This is a genomic window from Lysinibacillus sp. Y5S-8 (assembly GCF_036894365.1).
Lineage (GTDB): Bacteria > Bacillota > Bacilli > Bacillales_A > Planococcaceae > Lysinibacillus > Lysinibacillus fusiformis_D.
The window spans coordinates 697,355-714,745 of record NZ_CP145889.1 but is presented as its reverse complement, the minus strand read 5'-3'; the positions used below and the strand labels follow the sequence as shown (position 1 = coordinate 714,745).

Below are 17,391 nucleotides of genomic sequence, written 5' to 3'. Positions count from 1 at the left end.
GAAATAGGCCCTTTTAATTTATCTGATGTAATAAAAGGCTGACAACATCATTAATATCCTGTTCTGTCATACTTGGATGGAGCGGCAATGTTAACGCCCCTTTATACCATGTTTCCGCTAAAGGACACAGTCCTTTCTTATAGCCTAATCCCTGATAATAAGGATGCCAGTAAATAGGTAAGTAGTGAACATGCACACCAATATTTGATTCTCGCATTGCCTCAAAAACTTGTTTTCTTGTTTTTCTAATATTTTGTTCATCCAACTGAATTGAATATAAATGCCACCCAGAATTTGTATTCTCCAATTGATAGGGAATAGTGATTCCATCTACATTACGTAATAACTCATTATAAAGTTTTGCTAGCTTTCGACGCTTTTCTATATAGTAGTCCAGTTTTTTCATTTGAGAGATTCCAAGTGCTGCTTGTATATCTGTCATACGATAGTTAAAACCTAGTGATGTCATTTCATAATACCATGCGCCCTGTTCTTCAGCGTAGGCTGTTTGTTCAATACCATGACTTCGGAATAACTTTAGCTGTTCAAAATAATGCCAATCATCTGTAACAATAACCCCTCCCTCAGCAGTAGTTACAGGTTTTACTGGATGGAAACTGAACATTGTCATATGGGCAAGTGTACCTACTTTACGCCCCTTATATTCTGCACCTAATGAATGAGCACCGTCTTCGATGACTACGAGATTATATCTCTTAGCCAGTTCCATTATCGAATCCATATCTGCTGGTTGTCCTGTAAAATCTACAGGAATGATTGCTTTTGTTCTTGGTGTAATTTTCTGTTCGATTTCTAATACATCAATATTATAGGTTTCTGTATTTATATCAGCGAATACAACATCGCCACCAACGTAACGTACACAATTAGCGCTTGCGGCAAAAGTAATAGGTGACGTTATCACCTCGTCACCATCCCCAATCCCCGCAGCAAAGCAAGCGGCATGTAACGCCGCTGTACCGTTAGAAAACGCTACTGCATATTTAGCACCAACATAAGTAGCAATTGTTTCTTCGAACTCAGCAATTTTAGGTCCTGTTGTTAAAAATGGGGACTTTAATGCTTCGACAACTGCAGCAATGTCATCATCATCAATACTTTGCTGCCCATAAGCTAAAAATTTTTCGCGTTTGTTCACAATAAAAGCTCCCAACTTAACGGCGTGCCCTTTTTAACATCTACTTTTATAGGTTTACCAAGTACAAGGTCATAATATTTTGTAGGTAAACCTTGACCAGGTCGAACATTACGTAGATTTTCAACGGTAAAAACATCGCCAGCTTTCATATCTTCACCTACATAGAGAGAGCGGCGGTCAGTCACTGATTTCAGTTCTGCTTCAGTTGGTCCATACTTGACCTTACCAATCGACTGCCATGCGTGCTCTGTTTCCTCAACAAGCATCTTTAATTCATGTGGTTCCATCGAAAATGATGCATCTACTCCACCTTCTGCTCTTGCTATTGTAAAGTGTTTTTCAATAACTGTTGCCCCTAATGTAACTGCCGCTACAGCAACGCCAACTCCCATTGTATGATCAGATAATCCTATCTCTAAATTAAATAACTCTCGCATATGTGGAATTGTTGCTAGATTTGAGTTCGCAGGAGTGGCTGGATAAGTACTCGTACATTTTAGTAAAATAATTTGGTCATTGCCTTCTTCTCTTGCCGCACTTACTGCCTCATCTAACTCCGCTGCTGAAGCCATACCTGTGGAAATAATGATTGGCTTTCCTGTTCGTGCTACCTTGCGAATTAATGGAATATCAACATTTTCAAACGATGCGATTTTATAAGCAGGTACATTCAATTTTTCTAAAAAGTCAACTGCTGTTTCATCAAATGGTGAACTAAATGCCATGATTCCTAATTCACTAGCTTTCTTAAATATAGCTTCATGCCATTCCCATGGTGTATAAGCCTGTTTATATAAGTTATAAAGTGATTGTCCCTTCCATAAACTATTTTCATTTGAAATGAAAAATTCGTTTGTATGTACATCTAGGGTAATCGTATCAGCTGTATAGGTTTGTAATTTTAATGCGTCCACACCTGCTTCTGCCGCTAATTCTACTAAACGCAATGCTCGCTCTAACGATTGATTGTGATTCCCCGACATCTCAGCAATAATAAATGGTTTCGCATCACGACCTATTTCACGGTCTCCAATTTTTATCATAATTATCAACTCCATTATTATATTCAAACGCTTGGGTATTTTCCTTCTTTGAATTTTTGTTAAAATAGTTTAAATAAATGTTCATACACTTTTTCTATATCTCTCATGCAACCTAAATTTATATCTGAATCAAGCTCAACAACAATTATTCATGGTCCTGTAAAATATTAAACTGCCACAACTCTCACACTTGAACAAATTAACGCATGGATTATTTTGAAAATTTTCATTACATGAACGTTCATCCAAAATACACAAACATCTCTTATCCTCGCCTGTATATAGGTTTAACAATAACATCGCGTTTCAACTTTTTATTTATCAAGACCTAATTCTCTTTGTCTAGCTAAAATAATGCTACAAACCTTATTTAGTCCATATCCATTTATAGTTTCAAAAGCATATTGCCCTATTCGATTTATATTTTCTAGATTACTTAATGCATGTACTAACTTAGTTAAAGTCTCATCATTAAAATCACCTAAATTTACCAACAAACCTAATGAACCTAGATAAGAAACATATTGGCCCATGTATTTCCACTCTATAGATAATACAGGTACACCTACATACATAGCCTCGTAAGAAGTAATCCCTCCCATAGTTATTAAAACATCAATTTCATTAAAAAAATCAGCAACTAATTTATTATCAATATATATTACATTGAATAATGTTTTACTCTTCAAAGATAATTTCCGATTTTTACTAATGCCGCTACCTAAAAAAATATGAAATGTGAATCCATAATAATCATTTCCTTGTAATTCATTGATGAATTTCTCTGTTAATAAGCCTGGATCAGATCCTCCAAACATAATTCCTATATTTCTTATTTGATGTAAGGTAGGGTATATCAATGGCCTATAAGTTTTCAAATCATTTCTTATAATTTGATATTCAGCACCAGCGTATTTTCTTGTATTATTAAAAATATAATTTTTACTATTATCTCCATTGATATATATACTCGGTTCAATATCTAAAGCATATTGATCATTAATTGAGATAACCTTTTCTCTTCTTTCCCTATAAAAATAAACTAATGCTAAGGGGGCTACTGGTATATCTATTACAAAAATACCAGTATGTCGATGTAATAAAGAAAATATCGTATCATTTTCGATAATAAAAATAATATTTGTTAAATCAAATTGACTTACTAACTCTTGATTTCCTTCCACAAGAAAAATACATTCTTCACCATCCATTTCAAGTTGCTTAAAAATAGAGTAACAACGGCTGAAATTTCCTATCCCTACCGTTACATTCAATATCGTATGAATAAGTATCATTTTTAACTCTCTTATAATCGCTTACTAGCTGTAAAAATCCACCAACTATGCTGTTCAGATAAATTATTTTTCCAAAAATCCTCGCGCTCTACATTTTCTATATAGAATCCAGCTTCCTCTAAGAGTCCTTGTGCTTCTTCTTTAGAAAAAAAGGTATAAAGCATACCTGAATATGTAGGATACGTTTCATCTAGTACAAAAGAACCCTCACCTACTTCTTGACCCTTACCATATAAAAAGTCGAATTCAGTTCTGAAATTGATTAAAATTTTCCCATTATTTCTAAGTAGATTATAAACAATGGATAAATCCCTTTTAATATCACTTTTTTGACGTAAAAACATCATACCGAATAATACCACTGCATCTAATGAAGATGTCTCAAAAGTATTTTCTTCTATGCTTTCTAACTTGAGATTAACCTGAGATCCTAATATTTTCTTACACTCATCTAAACAATCTTCACTATAGTCTATTCCATATGTATTAAATCCGTAATCTACCATTACACTCAAATGTCTTCCTGAACCAAATCCAACATCTAGTGCATTTTTGGCAATATTACCTTGTGTGTCAGGAAAATTTTTTGCAAAAAAAGAAACTACCCTTTCATTCGGGTATAGCATTTGATTTTTTCTAATAACTCTTCCCCATGCTTTTTTATTACTCTCATCATAATTCATTATTTTCTCCACCTTTAATTAAAAATAATTCTAATATTTTAATTCTGTTTTTTATTACCTCTTCTTTTGTATCGCCTTCTATAATAAAATAACCTCGTTGATAAATACCTAAGCCGTCTTTAACAACAGTAATTTTATCTCCTTTATTTAAATTACATTCGTACTCAGTTATAACCTTTAGTTTACTTATCTCTTTTGATGATGGTTTTCTATACAGTACTCCTTCTTCTTTAAAATCAAAGAAAAACAAGCCATAAAATTTACTATTTTTTTTCGATAATTCAGATTTCTTCTCTTTTATAACTTCTTTTAATAATATTGAAACTGGTGATTCCTCTACAATGAAAGGTAACAAATTTTGTGTAACTCTTAAACCTGATGGTCGAGCAGCTGCCTCTATTATATAAACAAAGTTATTAGACAATAGAATTAAATCTACTTGCATTATGCAATTATTTAATTTTAGCTCATCGATTATTTTCTGTATTTCAACAGCTATATTTTTTTCTAATTCGATATCGAATGAAGTAATGTATCCTATTTCTTGACGATATGGTAAGTTTGTCATGATTTTTTCTCTAACTGCTACAATTTCTAAATTGTCATTTCTAATTAGACAATCAACACCGTATTCAGTTCCTATAACATACTCTTCAATAACAGTATTTTCATTAGTTAATAAACTACTGACATGTTGTTCTATTAGATTATCATTATTAAAATTGTTATATAAGGTAACAACTCCTCTGCTTCCCGATCCATTAACTGGTTTTAAAATGCAAGGATAACTTAAAGTGTTTATTTCTTTCATTATGGTAAATAAATTTGGTTTATTAATAATTCTATGAGTAGGTGTAAACATATTTAATTTATTCAATAACTGTGAAAACAAATGCTTATCTGCTAATATTCTAGCAGCAACTTTCGAAACCCCTGGCAAATTTAATGCATCATTTACAGCACCAACAGTTACTAAAAAACGACCTATAGGCGAAGGTATTATGAATTTAACGTCATACTTCTTAGCTAATTCTATAATCTGCCGTTCTTCAGCAAGATCAATAGGAAAGCTATAATTTGCATATTGAAATCCTACTGCATTTGCATTACCATCTACTGCAATGACTGTGAATCCTAAGGCCCTTGCCTCGAGAATACTAAATACTTGTTCTTGTCCTGCTCCTATAGACAACACGTTCAATACTATCATCCCCTAACGCATTGAAATTCAAATAATTTCAACATAACGTTTTACCCTTTTAACTTTTTATTTTATTATTTTATTTAGTATAAAATAATAAATATGTATCTTCCTCTTTGTTTCGTTTTTATGATTCTTCATTGATGACAATTGAATACTTTTTACTTCTAAAAAGGAAAATTCCAACCTTCATATACATCAATTTATTTCCCTGAGCTTCAGGAAAAAATAACAAATTAATAGACTCATCCTCTTTTTATAACATAGAAGTAATAAATTTTCTTCTATATCACGGGTTTTTGCTCAATATGGGCATTTAAATTTGCGATATTTGGCGTTTCAATAAGAAAGCTAACTACTTCTGCACTTGAAACAAGCTCATCATTAAAATGGTTTGCAACAGCACGGCATAGTGCGTAATCCTCTTCTGTATCTAGTGTAATACGTAAATTCGGGTATTGACGGTTCACTGAGGGTTTATAGCCCACACGTGTAAATTCATCTTGAAATTCGTAGGCATAATACGTTACGTGTTCCCTATGTCTCTCTTCTCTTCCAACGTTATAAATACGGCATAGTGCGTCATATGAAATAACCTCAACAGCTAAACCCCGTGGTAGTTTTTCTATAATGTCGATAACTTCTACACCCGTTTCTTTTGCTAATGCCAGCATATCACTCCCAATCTCATAATCTACAAACGGGCAATCTGACGTAACACGCATAACATAATTTGGCTGATATATTTTTGCACATTTTACATAACGATCAAGTACATCTTTTTCTGAGCCTCTAAAACACGTTATTTCATTTTTTATACACCAATCTTCAATTACATCATCTTGCGAAAGCTGAGAAGTGGCAACTATAACCTCATTGACACCTACAATTTTTTGACATCGTGCAACGACAAATGACAGTACATCTTTTTCCCCCAATGGCATTAACACCTTGCCTGGAAGGCGTGTAGACCCCATACGCGCTTGAATTATTGTGATTGTTTTCATAGTACCCTCATCACCTTAATTTAGTTAATTATTTTTCTTGTATATGTGTTATTTTAGATTTCTGTTCCTCTCGTTTATACTTACAAAAGTCATCAATTATTTGGATTATTTATAAATACTTATAGAATAAATGTATTAAAGGGTACTCAATAACTTAATAACCTTTTATTACTTTAAACATTTTCATTACTGACAAAAAAATCCACAGTAGCATTTTTTAAAAGTTTATTCTTTAAATATTTGGTAATTCTAACGTGATCCGCATAACTGCATTTTTTAGGTTCAAATTTGTTCTAAACAAAATTCGTTACTCCATTATAGCTCTTCAACCATTTTAATTAGTTGCTCAACTGTTAACCACTCTGAATTGCTGTCACTTGTATAAGCAAAGCCATCTGATAATGCTTTTCCTTCTTCTGTATATGCCTTAGACCACCAATTAAATTCAGGCTGAATAACATAATAGGTATCGAATTCGCGTGTGTGACGTGCATCGTCTTCCATAATCATAGCCTCATGTAACTTTTCGCCTGGACGAATTCCGATTACCTCATGCTTACACTCTGGAGCAATCGCCTTCGCTAAGTCTAAAATGTTCATGCTTGGAATTTTTGGAACAAATATCTCTCCTCCATGCATTCGCTCTAAACTTTCGAGTACAAATTGTACACCTTTATCTAATGTAATCCAAAAACGTGTCATACGTTCATCAGTAATAGGTACAACTCCCGTTTCTTTTATTTTTTTAAAGAATGGTACAACACTACCTCGACTACCAACTACATTGCCATATCGAACAACTGAAAATCTAGTCTTCTTTTCACCTACATAAGCATTGGCCGCCACAAATAGTTTATCAGATGCTAATTTTGTAGCGCCATACAGATTCACTGGACTACATGCCTTATCGGTGCTTAATGCAATTACCTTTTCAACACCACGATTAATTGCGGCTTCTACAATATTTTGTGCACCGTGTATATTCGTTTTAATCGCTTCGAATGGGTTGTACTCACATGCATCCACATGCTTCATAGCAGCTGCGTGGATCACAATATCAACACCATCAAATGCACGATATAAACGGTCTTTGTCCCTCACATCGCCAATAAAGAAGCGAATGCGTTCATCTTGGAATTCTTGCTTCATTTCATATTGCTTCAGTTCATCGCGACTGAAAACAATAATTTTTTTCACACCTTGTGTAAGTGCTTTTCCGATAAATTTTTTACCAAAAGAGCCTGTACCGCCGGTTACTAACACTGTTTTATTAATTAGAGACATCATTTTTAAACTCCTATCTTATAACAATTCAAAATTATAATAGTACATAATCGAAAAACAATTTAAACATATTTTTTCTTGAATTTTATATGTTATATATCGACAAATTTTTAAAATAATAAAGAAAAACTCATAAATCTATGAGTTTTTAATAAGTTCATATAGTTGTTCTTCCTCTAGCAAAGAAACACTAGCAATTTTTGCCCCTTTTTTAGCAGTATTATAAACTTGACAATTAGTTACTCTACATTTTTGATTAAACCAATTTAAGTAGCTATATAAATTAGGCATTGTTTTAATAAGTTCTCCAGTGTTGGACTCTATTTCTATATATTCCTCGTTCTTGGACAACTTTCTTCCTGAAGTAGAATTAGTGGCATGTGTGTATTCATCCGTAAAACCTAAATCCTGACCAAACAGTACTATAGAATTAAACCCTAAGTACTCCAACAAACTAAAGCCAGTGGTAGCTACTGAACCACCCGTTTCTAACAATGGATAATTCATTTTCTTAGCGTATTGTTCTGCTAGTTCGTACCCTTTTTGTAATAATATATATTTATCTCCCTCATGAGACCTTACCGTATTAAAATCTGCAGTACTTAAAAAGAAGAGATCTCCGGTATATCCAGAATCACTTAATTGCTCTGAAATTGTTGGTTGACAATCTGATATAATGACCCCATCTGGAACAATGTCTTCCTCCAATAGAACTTTCAATGCAGATCCTACACATAGTAGGTACACCTTTCCATTAACTACTTCCAACCACTTTTTAGTAACATCTAAAGAAGGTCCGCTAGAAATTAGACAAGAAACCTTTTTCTGCTTTAAATTTTCTTGATAATATTGTAATGTGTAATACTGTTGCTTAATATTTGCATAAAAGTTCATTTCCATCATTGATGAGAAACGTTTAAACGACATCTGCTTCATTTTAATATCCATTAGCAAATAATACAATGGATGCTGTTTATCCATTACTTGTAGCCAAACGTTTGGTATAATAATTTGACAATCATTTACATTAGCAATTTTTCTATAGTCTGTAGTAATAGTAACATTACTCGGCAATTTTTCACCACAAGAAATAGACTTATATAAGTCTATTTCTTTACTATCCAAAGAATAAACAATAATTGGTTTCGAATTGGTACCTAGTTTTAATAATGCATGTAGATGGTAGCCTAATCCTAACCCAATTAATAAGTATCCTTTACTGTCACTATTAAACTCACTTTCAATGAACTTTTCCGCATCTGTAATAGGCCGATACTTACTATATAGCAATATATTATTTACCTTTAATGTGGAATTTCCATCCTTTGCTTCTATTTTTTCAAACTGCATCAGATTTTAGAAGCTCCTAAATCAATATTTGAAAAGAACGGAACAATCTCATACTCAAATAAATCTGCAACTAAATTATAATCACCAATTGACAATCCATCATTTATTTCCGATAAATAATCTACAATCTTTGTCATATCGAAAGTGATAGTCACATTATTTTCTTTTAATAACCTGCTTGCTTCCACTATCCAGCCTGCTCCTTCTGAAAAATCGCGGATATGATTAAGACCTTCGGCAATACGATCATCGCGAAGGTTACTAGCAATCATCATACATCCTTCAGGTAATCTCTCTATATATTCATTAAAGCTTTTAATTGTATCGTTTAAAAGTTCGTTCATCATCGTAACCTCACATTAATTTATTGGTGTTTTTTATTACATCCGAAACATATTGTCTAGAAATTTTAAAAGCTTCTAATAGTCTTGAATACAGTTCTTTATTTTGATTGAATGCTCTTTCATAAGCTGCTTGACTACTTTCATTTGGTACTGGTGCATAATTACGTAGGACATCCATTGTAATTGGATCAAATATATGATTCATTGCGGTTTTTTCCTTATATTTTTTAATCAATTTATCTATCTTATCTAATTCACGTAATACACTTTTTTCAAATATGACATTCGATTTATTATTATTTAACTTAGCTAGACCAACCTGAATTTCCCCAATAATATTATTATAAATTGCTATCTCCGCCTGCATTTTTTCAATAAAGAAATCACTATTTTTTGAATTCGGTTTAGATCGCACATTTACCTTATTGTTAGTTTCTCCAATAATATATAAATTACAAAACTCCGTGAATGGAATTTGTTCCATCCCTTCTATTTTCGCTCCCCCCTCTGTACAATTGAAAATAGGCGACGGATGCTGTATATGCCTATTAAGCCTTTCAAAATCCTTCTTCATAAGTAAAAACGCATAGTCGGTTAGAACTTTATCATTGTAGTATCCTGTTATTTCAAACATCCCACGACTCTTCTTGTATGCTTCGTCTACTTCTATAAAGTGTTTATTACTATCTTCATGAGATTTATTATCCGTATAGGCCAAGTCTTGTCCAATTATTGCAATTGGGCCGCTCGTCATATAACAAGCTACTGTAAAAGCAAAATTCGCTACAGAAGCTCCACCTGCAATAAGAGGCACCTCTAAACTAAATACGTTTTTTAAGTAATTTTGAAATTCACTATCTCCAATATCTAAAAGAGCGTATTTTTCGTTTGAAAATATCTCTTGAATTTTATAATGACTACTAAAACCAAAAATTAATTGGGACTTTATATTGCTAATTTCCTTAAAATGATTATAATTTGCTATTCCCCCATCTATAGATATTACATAATCAGGCTCAATTCCATGATGTAATAAAGAATTAATAGTTGACCCTGAGGCAATTGTAATAATGTTATCTTTTATTTCCTTCACCTTTAATATCTGTTTTTTTAAAGATGGACCGCCTGAGATTACGATAATTGGGCAGTCATAGAGTTTTTCTAATTCTATTAAAGAATGATTCATATATGAATGCAAAATATTATGTACATAATTCTCCTGCCAGTCTAAGGAAAATTGTCTTGACGTATTTTCTCCAATTTGATGAAGCCTTTGCACTGTTTTAATGGTTTCTAATACAACCAGATATTCCTCTCTTAAAATTTTATCATAATTCGGTGAGCATATTACTTTTACTTGGGTGCTTAAGTTAGCTAAATTGGTAGCTAAAGCCTCTTCTATAACTTCACTTTTCACCTCTTCTATAAGAGTAAATGAAAGAGTATTAGCTATTACTTCACCTTTGAACTCCTTAAATAAAGGATCAATAACAATTAATTTACCGTTTTTTCTTAATTTTCTATTCAACTCATCAATAATATAACCTAATCCATACCCAAAAACTACATGAACAAAATTGGGTTCGAACTCTTTTTCTACAATTCTCTTCGCTTCTTGGATAGGATTGTATTTACTATGTAAAAAGAAATTATTTACTCTAATTGTTTTTAAATTGTTATTTGTTGTTATATATTCGATATTATATTTACTCAAATTCAACCACCTCTTATCTATTATCGTCCTAAAATAAAAAAAATAAAGGAATCTGTCGAGGACAGATTCCTTTATTTTAACCTAAATGTTAATCAATTATTGTAATAATTGAAGAACGCCCTGTGGTTGTTGGTTAGCTTGAGCTAACATAGATTGAGCAGCTTGCATTAAGATATTGTTCTTAGTGAAGCCCATCATTTCTTTAGCCATATCTGTATCACGAATACGAGATTCAGCAGCTGTTAAGTTTTCAGAAGTAGCACCTAAGTTGTTGATTGTGTGCTCTAAACGGTTTTGAACAGCACCTAAGCTAGAACGTGCATCTGAAACTGTAGTAATCGCTTTGTTGATTGTATCAATTGCAGTGTTTGCGTTAGTTTGACTAGAGATACTAACCTTAGAAACTGATAATGCAGATGCTGACATATTACCAATAGTTAAATTGATTTTTTGGTCTTTATTTGCACCGATATGGAATGTTTTATCATTAAATGAACCATTTAGTAATTTTTGAGTATTGAACTCTGTATCAGTTGAGATACGTGTAATTTCTGCAGATAATGCGTTAATTTCTTTTTGTAGATCCCCACGGTCAGAAGTTACGTTTGTATCGTTCGCAGATTGTACTGCTAATTCACGCATACGTTGTAAAATTGAGTGTGTTTCGTTAAGAGCACCCTCAGCAGTTTGGATTAAAGAAATTGAATCTTGAGCGTTTTTAGTCGCCATATCAAGACCACGAATTTGTCCGCGCATTTTTTCAGAGATTGCTAAACCAGCAGCGTCATCGCCAGCACGGTTGATTTTGTAACCTGAAGATAGTTTTTCAAGATTTTTTGAAGCTTCAGTGTTGTTGAAAGAAAGGTTACGGTGTGTGTTTAAAGCTGAAATGTTGTGTTGAATTCTCATTTAGAATTCCTCCTTGAATGTTTGTTTTGTTATTCCACATCCTTGTGGAATATTGTCGGTTTAGGTTGTATGTATGTACTCCCCTTACCCTACAATCTATATATCGTTAGTAGTTGGAAAAGTTTAATAGTTTTTTAAAATTTTTTTTATTTTTATGTAATAGATTTGAAGTTCATAATTATCCTTTAAAATTTAGTTACTATTTTTTCTTTAACTGTTCTAAAAAGCTTGAAGGTGAAGACAGTGCTTCTTTATTTTGTGCTTGGATTGCTTCAAAAACTTCTGATCGATGTACTTTCACCGTTTTCGGTGCAACAATCCCCAGTTTGATTTGGTCACCTTCAACTGCTAATATTTTTATTTCAACTTGATCGCCTATCATAATTGACTCATCTTTTTTTCGTGAAAGAACTAGCATTACTTCGCACTTCCTTCCAATGGTAGCATTGGATAGCGTAAAGGAAAGGCTTTATTGTCTTGGAGAACGATTTGCTTACCGCGTTTTTTTTCTATATTTAGAATAACAGGTGCCAGCAAGTTAATCGTAGAGTCTTGAAATGCTTCTTTTAATGTTACAATAGCGTATGGAAGAACATCTTCTTGCTTTTCAATTTGTAATTGCTCACGATCTTCTTCACTAATATCAAAGCTATAATCTTGTTTGAATGCAAAAGGATAGGCTACGACAAAACCAATTTCTTTATTCTGAACAGATTGTAATAATGCAAGTGGGAGGTCTGCATCAATCGGTAACAAAACAAATTTTCTCTCCTCCTCTAATCCTAGTAAGCCATGCTCAAATGTAAGGATATCTTGTTCACTAATTTCGACTTCTCCTAAAAATTTAGTAGCAATTTTCATTTATAAACTCTCCTTTAAATGATGACATCGATGTCAACATCCGGTCTTTGTACCATTGTACCAGTTACTTTTCCTGGTGTGTATTCATGTATAGGTTTGTTCACTTTAGCGTCAATTACTGGTTCTCTTCGTTGGATATTGACATCCGTTGTACCTGGTGTGAAATTAATTTTGACTGATCCTACGGATGGTACAAATTTGACATTAAATTGTACACGGTGTGGACCGTGGTTTTGTTTAGCTATATTTTGAACTATTGCCCGTCCTTGATCTTTTCCAGCATTCTCCATCATTTGACGTCCCTCTTGTGCTCTGCGTGCCATTCCTTTTATTGCCTCTTTTTTTCCTTTTTCTGCGTAATTTGTACTTGATTCTAAAGGACTGATCATTCCTATGTCTCTTCTTGCCTGTGAGGAATCAATCTTCAAAACACTTCTCGTTGTATTTATATCTAAAGTAGCGGCTGGTTGTTCAATATGCTGTGTCGCTTTTGGCTGTTCAATATGCTGCTGAGGTTTACCAATATGAAGATCAATTTTGGCATCGATTGTACGAATTTGTATTTGTGGTAGCCTCACAATACTAGCTCTCCTTTCAAGAAAAGCGTTTGAACAAAGTGTCCAAACGCCTAAATTATATTAACGGATAAAATCCACTAATGTTTGTTGAATGATTTTAGAACCTACTGAAAGTGCAGCCTGATGAATTGATTCATGTGTCACCATTTCAGTAATGGCCTTTGCATAGTCGACAGACTCATTATCTCTGAGCTGTTTTGTGACGTTAACCTCACGTATACCTAATCGATTTTCCATCATCTCTACACGATTTTGTCGTGCACCAATATCCGCTTGTGCTGCTAAAACTTTATTATGCATAGCTGTAATATCATCATCAGTAGAAGATGATGATACACCTCCAAGCATATCTCCGATTTCTTCACCTGTTTTTGTTGGGTCGCCTAATAAATCAGAAATTTTCCCCATCATATCATCTATATTATTAAATAGATCTTTCCCTGGGGTATTCACAGAAAGTTGAATTCCATCATATATTTCTATTTTTACACCTTCTTGATTAGTATTCGGATTTATGGCTCCGCCAATAAATAAAGGCTCGTTAGTCCTAGTTCCGCTAAATATGTAACTGCCACCAATATTCGTATTTCCCACATCCTGCAATTGTTGGCGAATTTGGTCAATTTCTTTTTTTATTTTGTCACGATCCTCTGATGTATTTGAATCAGTGGCAGCTTGAATAACAAGTTCACGAACTCGCTTCATTTGCTCGCCAACCTGATTAAGAGATTCATCTGTCGAATCCAACCAGCTACTTGCCGTAATCGTGTTACGAGTGTATTGCTCTACTTTAGCTAAATCTCGACGATAGCCCATACCCTTTACTGCAATAACTGGATCATCGGATGGACGAGTGATTTTTGAACCTGAGTTTATTTGGTCCTGTAGCTTAGACATTTTACCATAGCTGTTATTTAAATTTCGTAGCATGTTATTTGATAGCATTGATTGTGTTACACGCATTTTATAAAAAACCTCCTTCTTGTAGGTTGATAAATTGGTCATAATTTACTTGATTCTATTGTTATAAACCAACTCGGCCCATACCGTTAATAATTTTATCCAATGTTTCATCGACAACCGTAATCATACGTGCATTTGCATTATACGCTTGTTGGAAAGTAATCATATTTGTCATTTCTTCATCTAAAGAAACCGCACTTACAGCATCGCGACTATTGGATACCATCAGAAGTTGGGATTCAGAAGTTGCAGCTATACGTAATGCCTCTTCACCATCTACACCAACTTTTCCAACAATCGCTTGATAGAATGATTGTAAGCTTGCATTATCTATATCTGCATATAATTTATGTTGCATATTGGCAAGTTCGTAAGCATTCTTACCATTTCCTTCTTCTGTTGGGTCAGAAGATACTGCTAAAAGGTTAGGATTTTTTAAGATATCTTCATTAACCTTGATTCCACCAGCACCAGTTCCTTCAAAGAAAACGCCGCCTGGTTTCGAAGGATTTATGATGTTTCCATTCGCATCTTTTTCTTCAAGGGTATAACCTTTTGCATGCTGCGCATTGAATTCTTTAATAAATGCATTGGCTAATTGATCTAATTTTTGTAAAGTTTCTGTGTAGTATCCTTTAATATCGCCACCCGCACTTTGATAACCATACGAATTAATTAGTGAAAGTAATTTTCCTTTTGATGCTTCAAAGTCTTGCTGTTTAATTGCCGTTTGTGCACTAGTGACAGCACCCGCTTCATGCGCATCTAAAGATTCCAATCCTGTTAATTGTAGTTCAGAGAAAGAATTTGTAATTTCATCGCCAGTCACCTTCGTGCCGTTTGTGCCCATTGCTGTAAATTGAGCGAAATCTTTACCGTTTACTAAATCTCTGATAACACCGTCATTACCTTTAAAAGTAATTTTTAAGCTTCCTTCTGCAACCTCTGATGCTAAACCACCAGAAGGAATACGTTCAATCGATACTGGAATATACTCATTTAGTTTATCAACTAGAGTATCACGCACATCATATAAATCATTTGGTACATGCCCACTAGGTTCAACCTCTTGAATTTGCTTATTAACGGCAGCAATTTGTTTAAGGATAGTATTAATTTGAGTTGTCGAAACATTAAGTTCATTTCCAAGATTACCCTGAATCATTTTTAACTGTTTATCAAGGTAATTTAAAGAATCAGCTAAGTGCTCCGCACGGCTAATGGCTACTTGACGTGAAGCACCATCTGCAGGCTTCGTCCCCACATCTTCAAGTCCCTTCCAAAACTGTTCAAAAGCTTTATCTAAACCGAATTCCGAAGGTTCATTCATAACATCTTCCATTTGAGAAATGGCATTTGTTCTAGATTCCCAATAACCTAACTTATTCGTCTCTTGACGATATTGACGGTCAATAAATTCACTGCGAATACGTTGGATCGAACTTGCTTCAACCCCAGTACCAAGATGTCCTGGATAAGTTGGTTGGTTTAAGCCGGCTGTTGGAAAACCTGGTGTCGCCTGCATGTTTACTCGTTGGCGTGAGTAACCTAATGTGTTGGCATTGGAAATATTATGTCCTGTTGTGTATAAAGCTGTTTGTTGTACGAAGAGGCCGCGTTTACTTGCTTCTAGACCCATAAATGTTGAGCGCATTTTTCTTCCTCCTTTTAGGCTTGTGAATCGAAATATGATTTTTTAGCTATGTTATTTGTGCCGTGAACCTCGTTGCTAGAGTAGTTCATTTGCTCTGTGCGAGGTCTTACAGCATCTAATGTTAGGTTGACGATTTGTAGTGATTGGAAAACAAGTTTTTGATTTAAGTCATTTTGTTTTCGTAGGTCAGTGATAATTTGCAGTAAACGATCGCGAACTACTGATAAGGTTGCTTTGTCAGCCTGTTGGTCAGCAGCCTCGATGACATCTGCGACAGTCGTTTTGTCAGATGAAGCAAGTCCCTTTGCTTCGAGGTAGTCCGTTACCTGTTTCTGACGCTGTTGCTCGAGCTTATCGATGGCCGCTATGTGTGCCTGCTCATCCTTGAGCAATTGGTCTAGAGCTTCGATATCGCCAGCTTTAATGATTTCTGTTTTTTTCAAGGCTAGTTCAAGTAAACTTTTATGCATTCTCTCTAGCATCGTTAATGTAGAATTAATCGCTTCTACAGACATATCGCTATACACCCTTTCTGCTATTCCCTAGAAACGATAATATTTCAGCATATCCTCTGCTACTTTGCGAGCATCTACTTTGTATTCACCAGAATCAATGTCTTTTTTCAGCTGTTGTACGCGGTCAGCTCGCTCTGTACTGTATGTTGATACGCTTTTCATATCTTGAGCAGCTTTCGAAATCTCAATTTTATCAGCAAAAGATGCTTTGTTTATATCTGATTTAACGTTACGTACTTGGTTTTTATAGGCGTTTACTGCATTAATTCCATAAGATGTAATTTTCATTTTGAAACCCCCCATCTAAAAATCTTATCTTCCTATTATTTCGGATTGTCTCACATAATGTTAAGTTTTCACATATAAAAAAGTGTGCTAATTTTGTTTAAAATTAACACACTTCCAGTTATTAGCGTTTTCGCTCTGCGTGATAGGTTACACGATCGCGTTGCTCTACACTGTCGCGGAATTCCTTAGCTGCTTCAAATGTACGTAAGTCTGCCTTTAATTCATCTTGACATTTTGTACAAAGCTTTCCCGTTGTTGTCAGGTGACCACAGTTATCACATGGATAGCCAAGGTTAGGGAACATAGCTGGCTGCAAGCGGCCTTTACGAACCCATTTATACAATAGCTCCTCTTCTGCTCCAGTTGCTTCTACAATACGCTCAACTGTTGCTGCACGGTTCTCACGTTTACGAAGGAAGCGATAAACGATTTGATAAAGCTCTTCCTCCGATTGTGCACACTTATGACATACTTCTCGAACCCCTGTATAATTAAAAAATTCATTACATTTTGGACAATTACGAACCTCAGCCATCTGCTTTT

General features: G+C 34.2%; 19 protein-coding genes. All 19 read right to left on the bottom strand.

Annotated features, from left to right (window positions below; genetic code table 11):
• Nucleotides 1-13 precede the first annotated feature (13 nt).
• Nucleotides 14-1,159: a UDP-4-amino-4,6-dideoxy-N-acetyl-beta-L-altrosamine transaminase gene (gene pseC / locus V6670_RS03315; protein WP_338652598.1), complete on the bottom strand. Its 1,146-nt coding sequence runs from the start codon at nucleotides 1,157-1,159 to the stop codon at nucleotides 14-16.
• Nucleotides 1,156-2,202 (bottom strand): pseudaminic acid synthase, encoded by a 1,047-nt coding sequence (pseI, locus tag V6670_RS03310; protein ID WP_338652596.1) that lies wholly within the window; start codon nucleotides 2,200-2,202, stop codon nucleotides 1,156-1,158. The genes pseC and pseI overlap by 4 nt, the downstream gene beginning before the upstream one ends.
• Before the next feature lie 314 nt (nucleotides 2,203-2,516).
• Nucleotides 2,517-3,497: a hypothetical protein gene (locus V6670_RS03305; RefSeq protein WP_338652594.1), complete on the bottom strand. Its 981-nt coding sequence runs from the start codon at nucleotides 3,495-3,497 to the stop codon at nucleotides 2,517-2,519.
• An 11-nt stretch (nucleotides 3,498-3,508) separates the two neighbouring features.
• Complete coding sequence (locus V6670_RS03300; protein WP_338652592.1) at nucleotides 3,509-4,180, bottom strand: class I SAM-dependent methyltransferase; 672 nt, start codon at nucleotides 4,178-4,180, stop codon at nucleotides 3,509-3,511.
• Nucleotides 4,170-5,375, bottom strand: coding sequence for an ATP-grasp domain-containing protein (locus V6670_RS03295; RefSeq protein WP_338654456.1), 1,206 nt, complete (start codon nucleotides 5,373-5,375; stop codon nucleotides 4,170-4,172). The genes V6670_RS03300 and V6670_RS03295 overlap by 11 nt, the downstream gene beginning before the upstream one ends.
• Nucleotides 5,376-5,665: 290 nt before the next feature.
• Nucleotides 5,666-6,388 (bottom strand): glycosyltransferase family protein, encoded by a 723-nt coding sequence (locus tag V6670_RS03290; RefSeq protein WP_338652591.1) that lies wholly within the window; start codon nucleotides 6,386-6,388, stop codon nucleotides 5,666-5,668.
• A gap of 315 nt (nucleotides 6,389-6,703) precedes the next feature.
• Complete coding sequence (gene pseB / locus V6670_RS03285; protein WP_338654455.1) at nucleotides 6,704-7,672, bottom strand: UDP-N-acetylglucosamine 4,6-dehydratase (inverting); 969 nt, start codon at nucleotides 7,670-7,672, stop codon at nucleotides 6,704-6,706.
• 138 nt (nucleotides 7,673-7,810) lie between these two features.
• Nucleotides 7,811-9,022 (bottom strand): 6-hydroxymethylpterin diphosphokinase MptE-like protein, encoded by a 1,212-nt coding sequence (locus V6670_RS03280; RefSeq protein ID WP_338652590.1) that lies wholly within the window; start codon nucleotides 9,020-9,022, stop codon nucleotides 7,811-7,813.
• Nucleotides 9,022-9,369, bottom strand: a complete 348-nt coding sequence (locus tag V6670_RS03275) for a hypothetical protein (RefSeq protein ID WP_338652589.1) — start codon at nucleotides 9,367-9,369, stop codon at nucleotides 9,022-9,024. The genes V6670_RS03280 and V6670_RS03275 overlap by 1 nt, the downstream gene beginning before the upstream one ends.
• A gap of 7 nt (nucleotides 9,370-9,376) precedes the next feature.
• A complete protein-coding gene (locus V6670_RS03270) occupies nucleotides 9,377-11,080 on the bottom strand; it encodes a 6-hydroxymethylpterin diphosphokinase MptE-like protein (protein ID WP_338652588.1) in 1,704 nt (567 codons plus the stop codon).
• Nucleotides 11,081-11,176: 96 nt separating this feature from the next.
• Nucleotides 11,177-11,989 (bottom strand): flagellin, encoded by an 813-nt coding sequence (locus V6670_RS03265; RefSeq protein ID WP_338652587.1) that lies wholly within the window; start codon nucleotides 11,987-11,989, stop codon nucleotides 11,177-11,179.
• A gap of 199 nt (nucleotides 11,990-12,188) precedes the next feature.
• Complete coding sequence (gene csrA, locus V6670_RS03260) at nucleotides 12,189-12,407, bottom strand: carbon storage regulator CsrA (protein WP_338652585.1); 219 nt, start codon at nucleotides 12,405-12,407, stop codon at nucleotides 12,189-12,191.
• Nucleotides 12,407-12,850 carry a flagellar assembly protein FliW gene (fliW, locus tag V6670_RS03255; RefSeq protein ID WP_338652583.1) on the bottom strand — a complete coding sequence of 148 codons (444 nt, stop codon included), beginning with the start codon at nucleotides 12,848-12,850 and terminating at the stop codon, nucleotides 12,407-12,409. The genes csrA and fliW overlap by 1 nt, the downstream gene beginning before the upstream one ends.
• Before the next feature lie 14 nt (nucleotides 12,851-12,864).
• Nucleotides 12,865-13,428: a DUF6470 family protein gene (locus V6670_RS03250; RefSeq protein WP_338652581.1), complete on the bottom strand. Its 564-nt coding sequence runs from the start codon at nucleotides 13,426-13,428 to the stop codon at nucleotides 12,865-12,867.
• Between the two features lie 60 nt (nucleotides 13,429-13,488).
• Nucleotides 13,489-14,391, bottom strand: a complete 903-nt coding sequence (gene flgL, locus V6670_RS03245) for a flagellar hook-associated protein FlgL (protein ID WP_338652579.1) — start codon at nucleotides 14,389-14,391, stop codon at nucleotides 13,489-13,491.
• 61 nt (nucleotides 14,392-14,452) lie between these two features.
• Complete coding sequence (flgK, locus tag V6670_RS03240) at nucleotides 14,453-16,045, bottom strand: flagellar hook-associated protein FlgK (RefSeq protein WP_338652578.1); 1,593 nt, start codon at nucleotides 16,043-16,045, stop codon at nucleotides 14,453-14,455.
• Between the two features lie 14 nt (nucleotides 16,046-16,059).
• Nucleotides 16,060-16,560, bottom strand: a complete 501-nt coding sequence (locus tag V6670_RS03235; protein ID WP_058843853.1) for a flagellar protein FlgN — start codon at nucleotides 16,558-16,560, stop codon at nucleotides 16,060-16,062.
• A 27-nt stretch (nucleotides 16,561-16,587) separates the two neighbouring features.
• A complete protein-coding gene (gene flgM, locus V6670_RS03230; RefSeq protein ID WP_338652577.1) occupies nucleotides 16,588-16,848 on the bottom strand; it encodes a flagellar biosynthesis anti-sigma factor FlgM in 261 nt (86 codons plus the stop codon).
• A gap of 121 nt (nucleotides 16,849-16,969) precedes the next feature.
• Nucleotides 16,970-17,383: a TIGR03826 family flagellar region protein gene (locus tag V6670_RS03225; protein ID WP_036121090.1), complete on the bottom strand. Its 414-nt coding sequence runs from the start codon at nucleotides 17,381-17,383 to the stop codon at nucleotides 16,970-16,972.
• Between the last annotated feature and the right edge of the window lie 8 nt (nucleotides 17,384-17,391).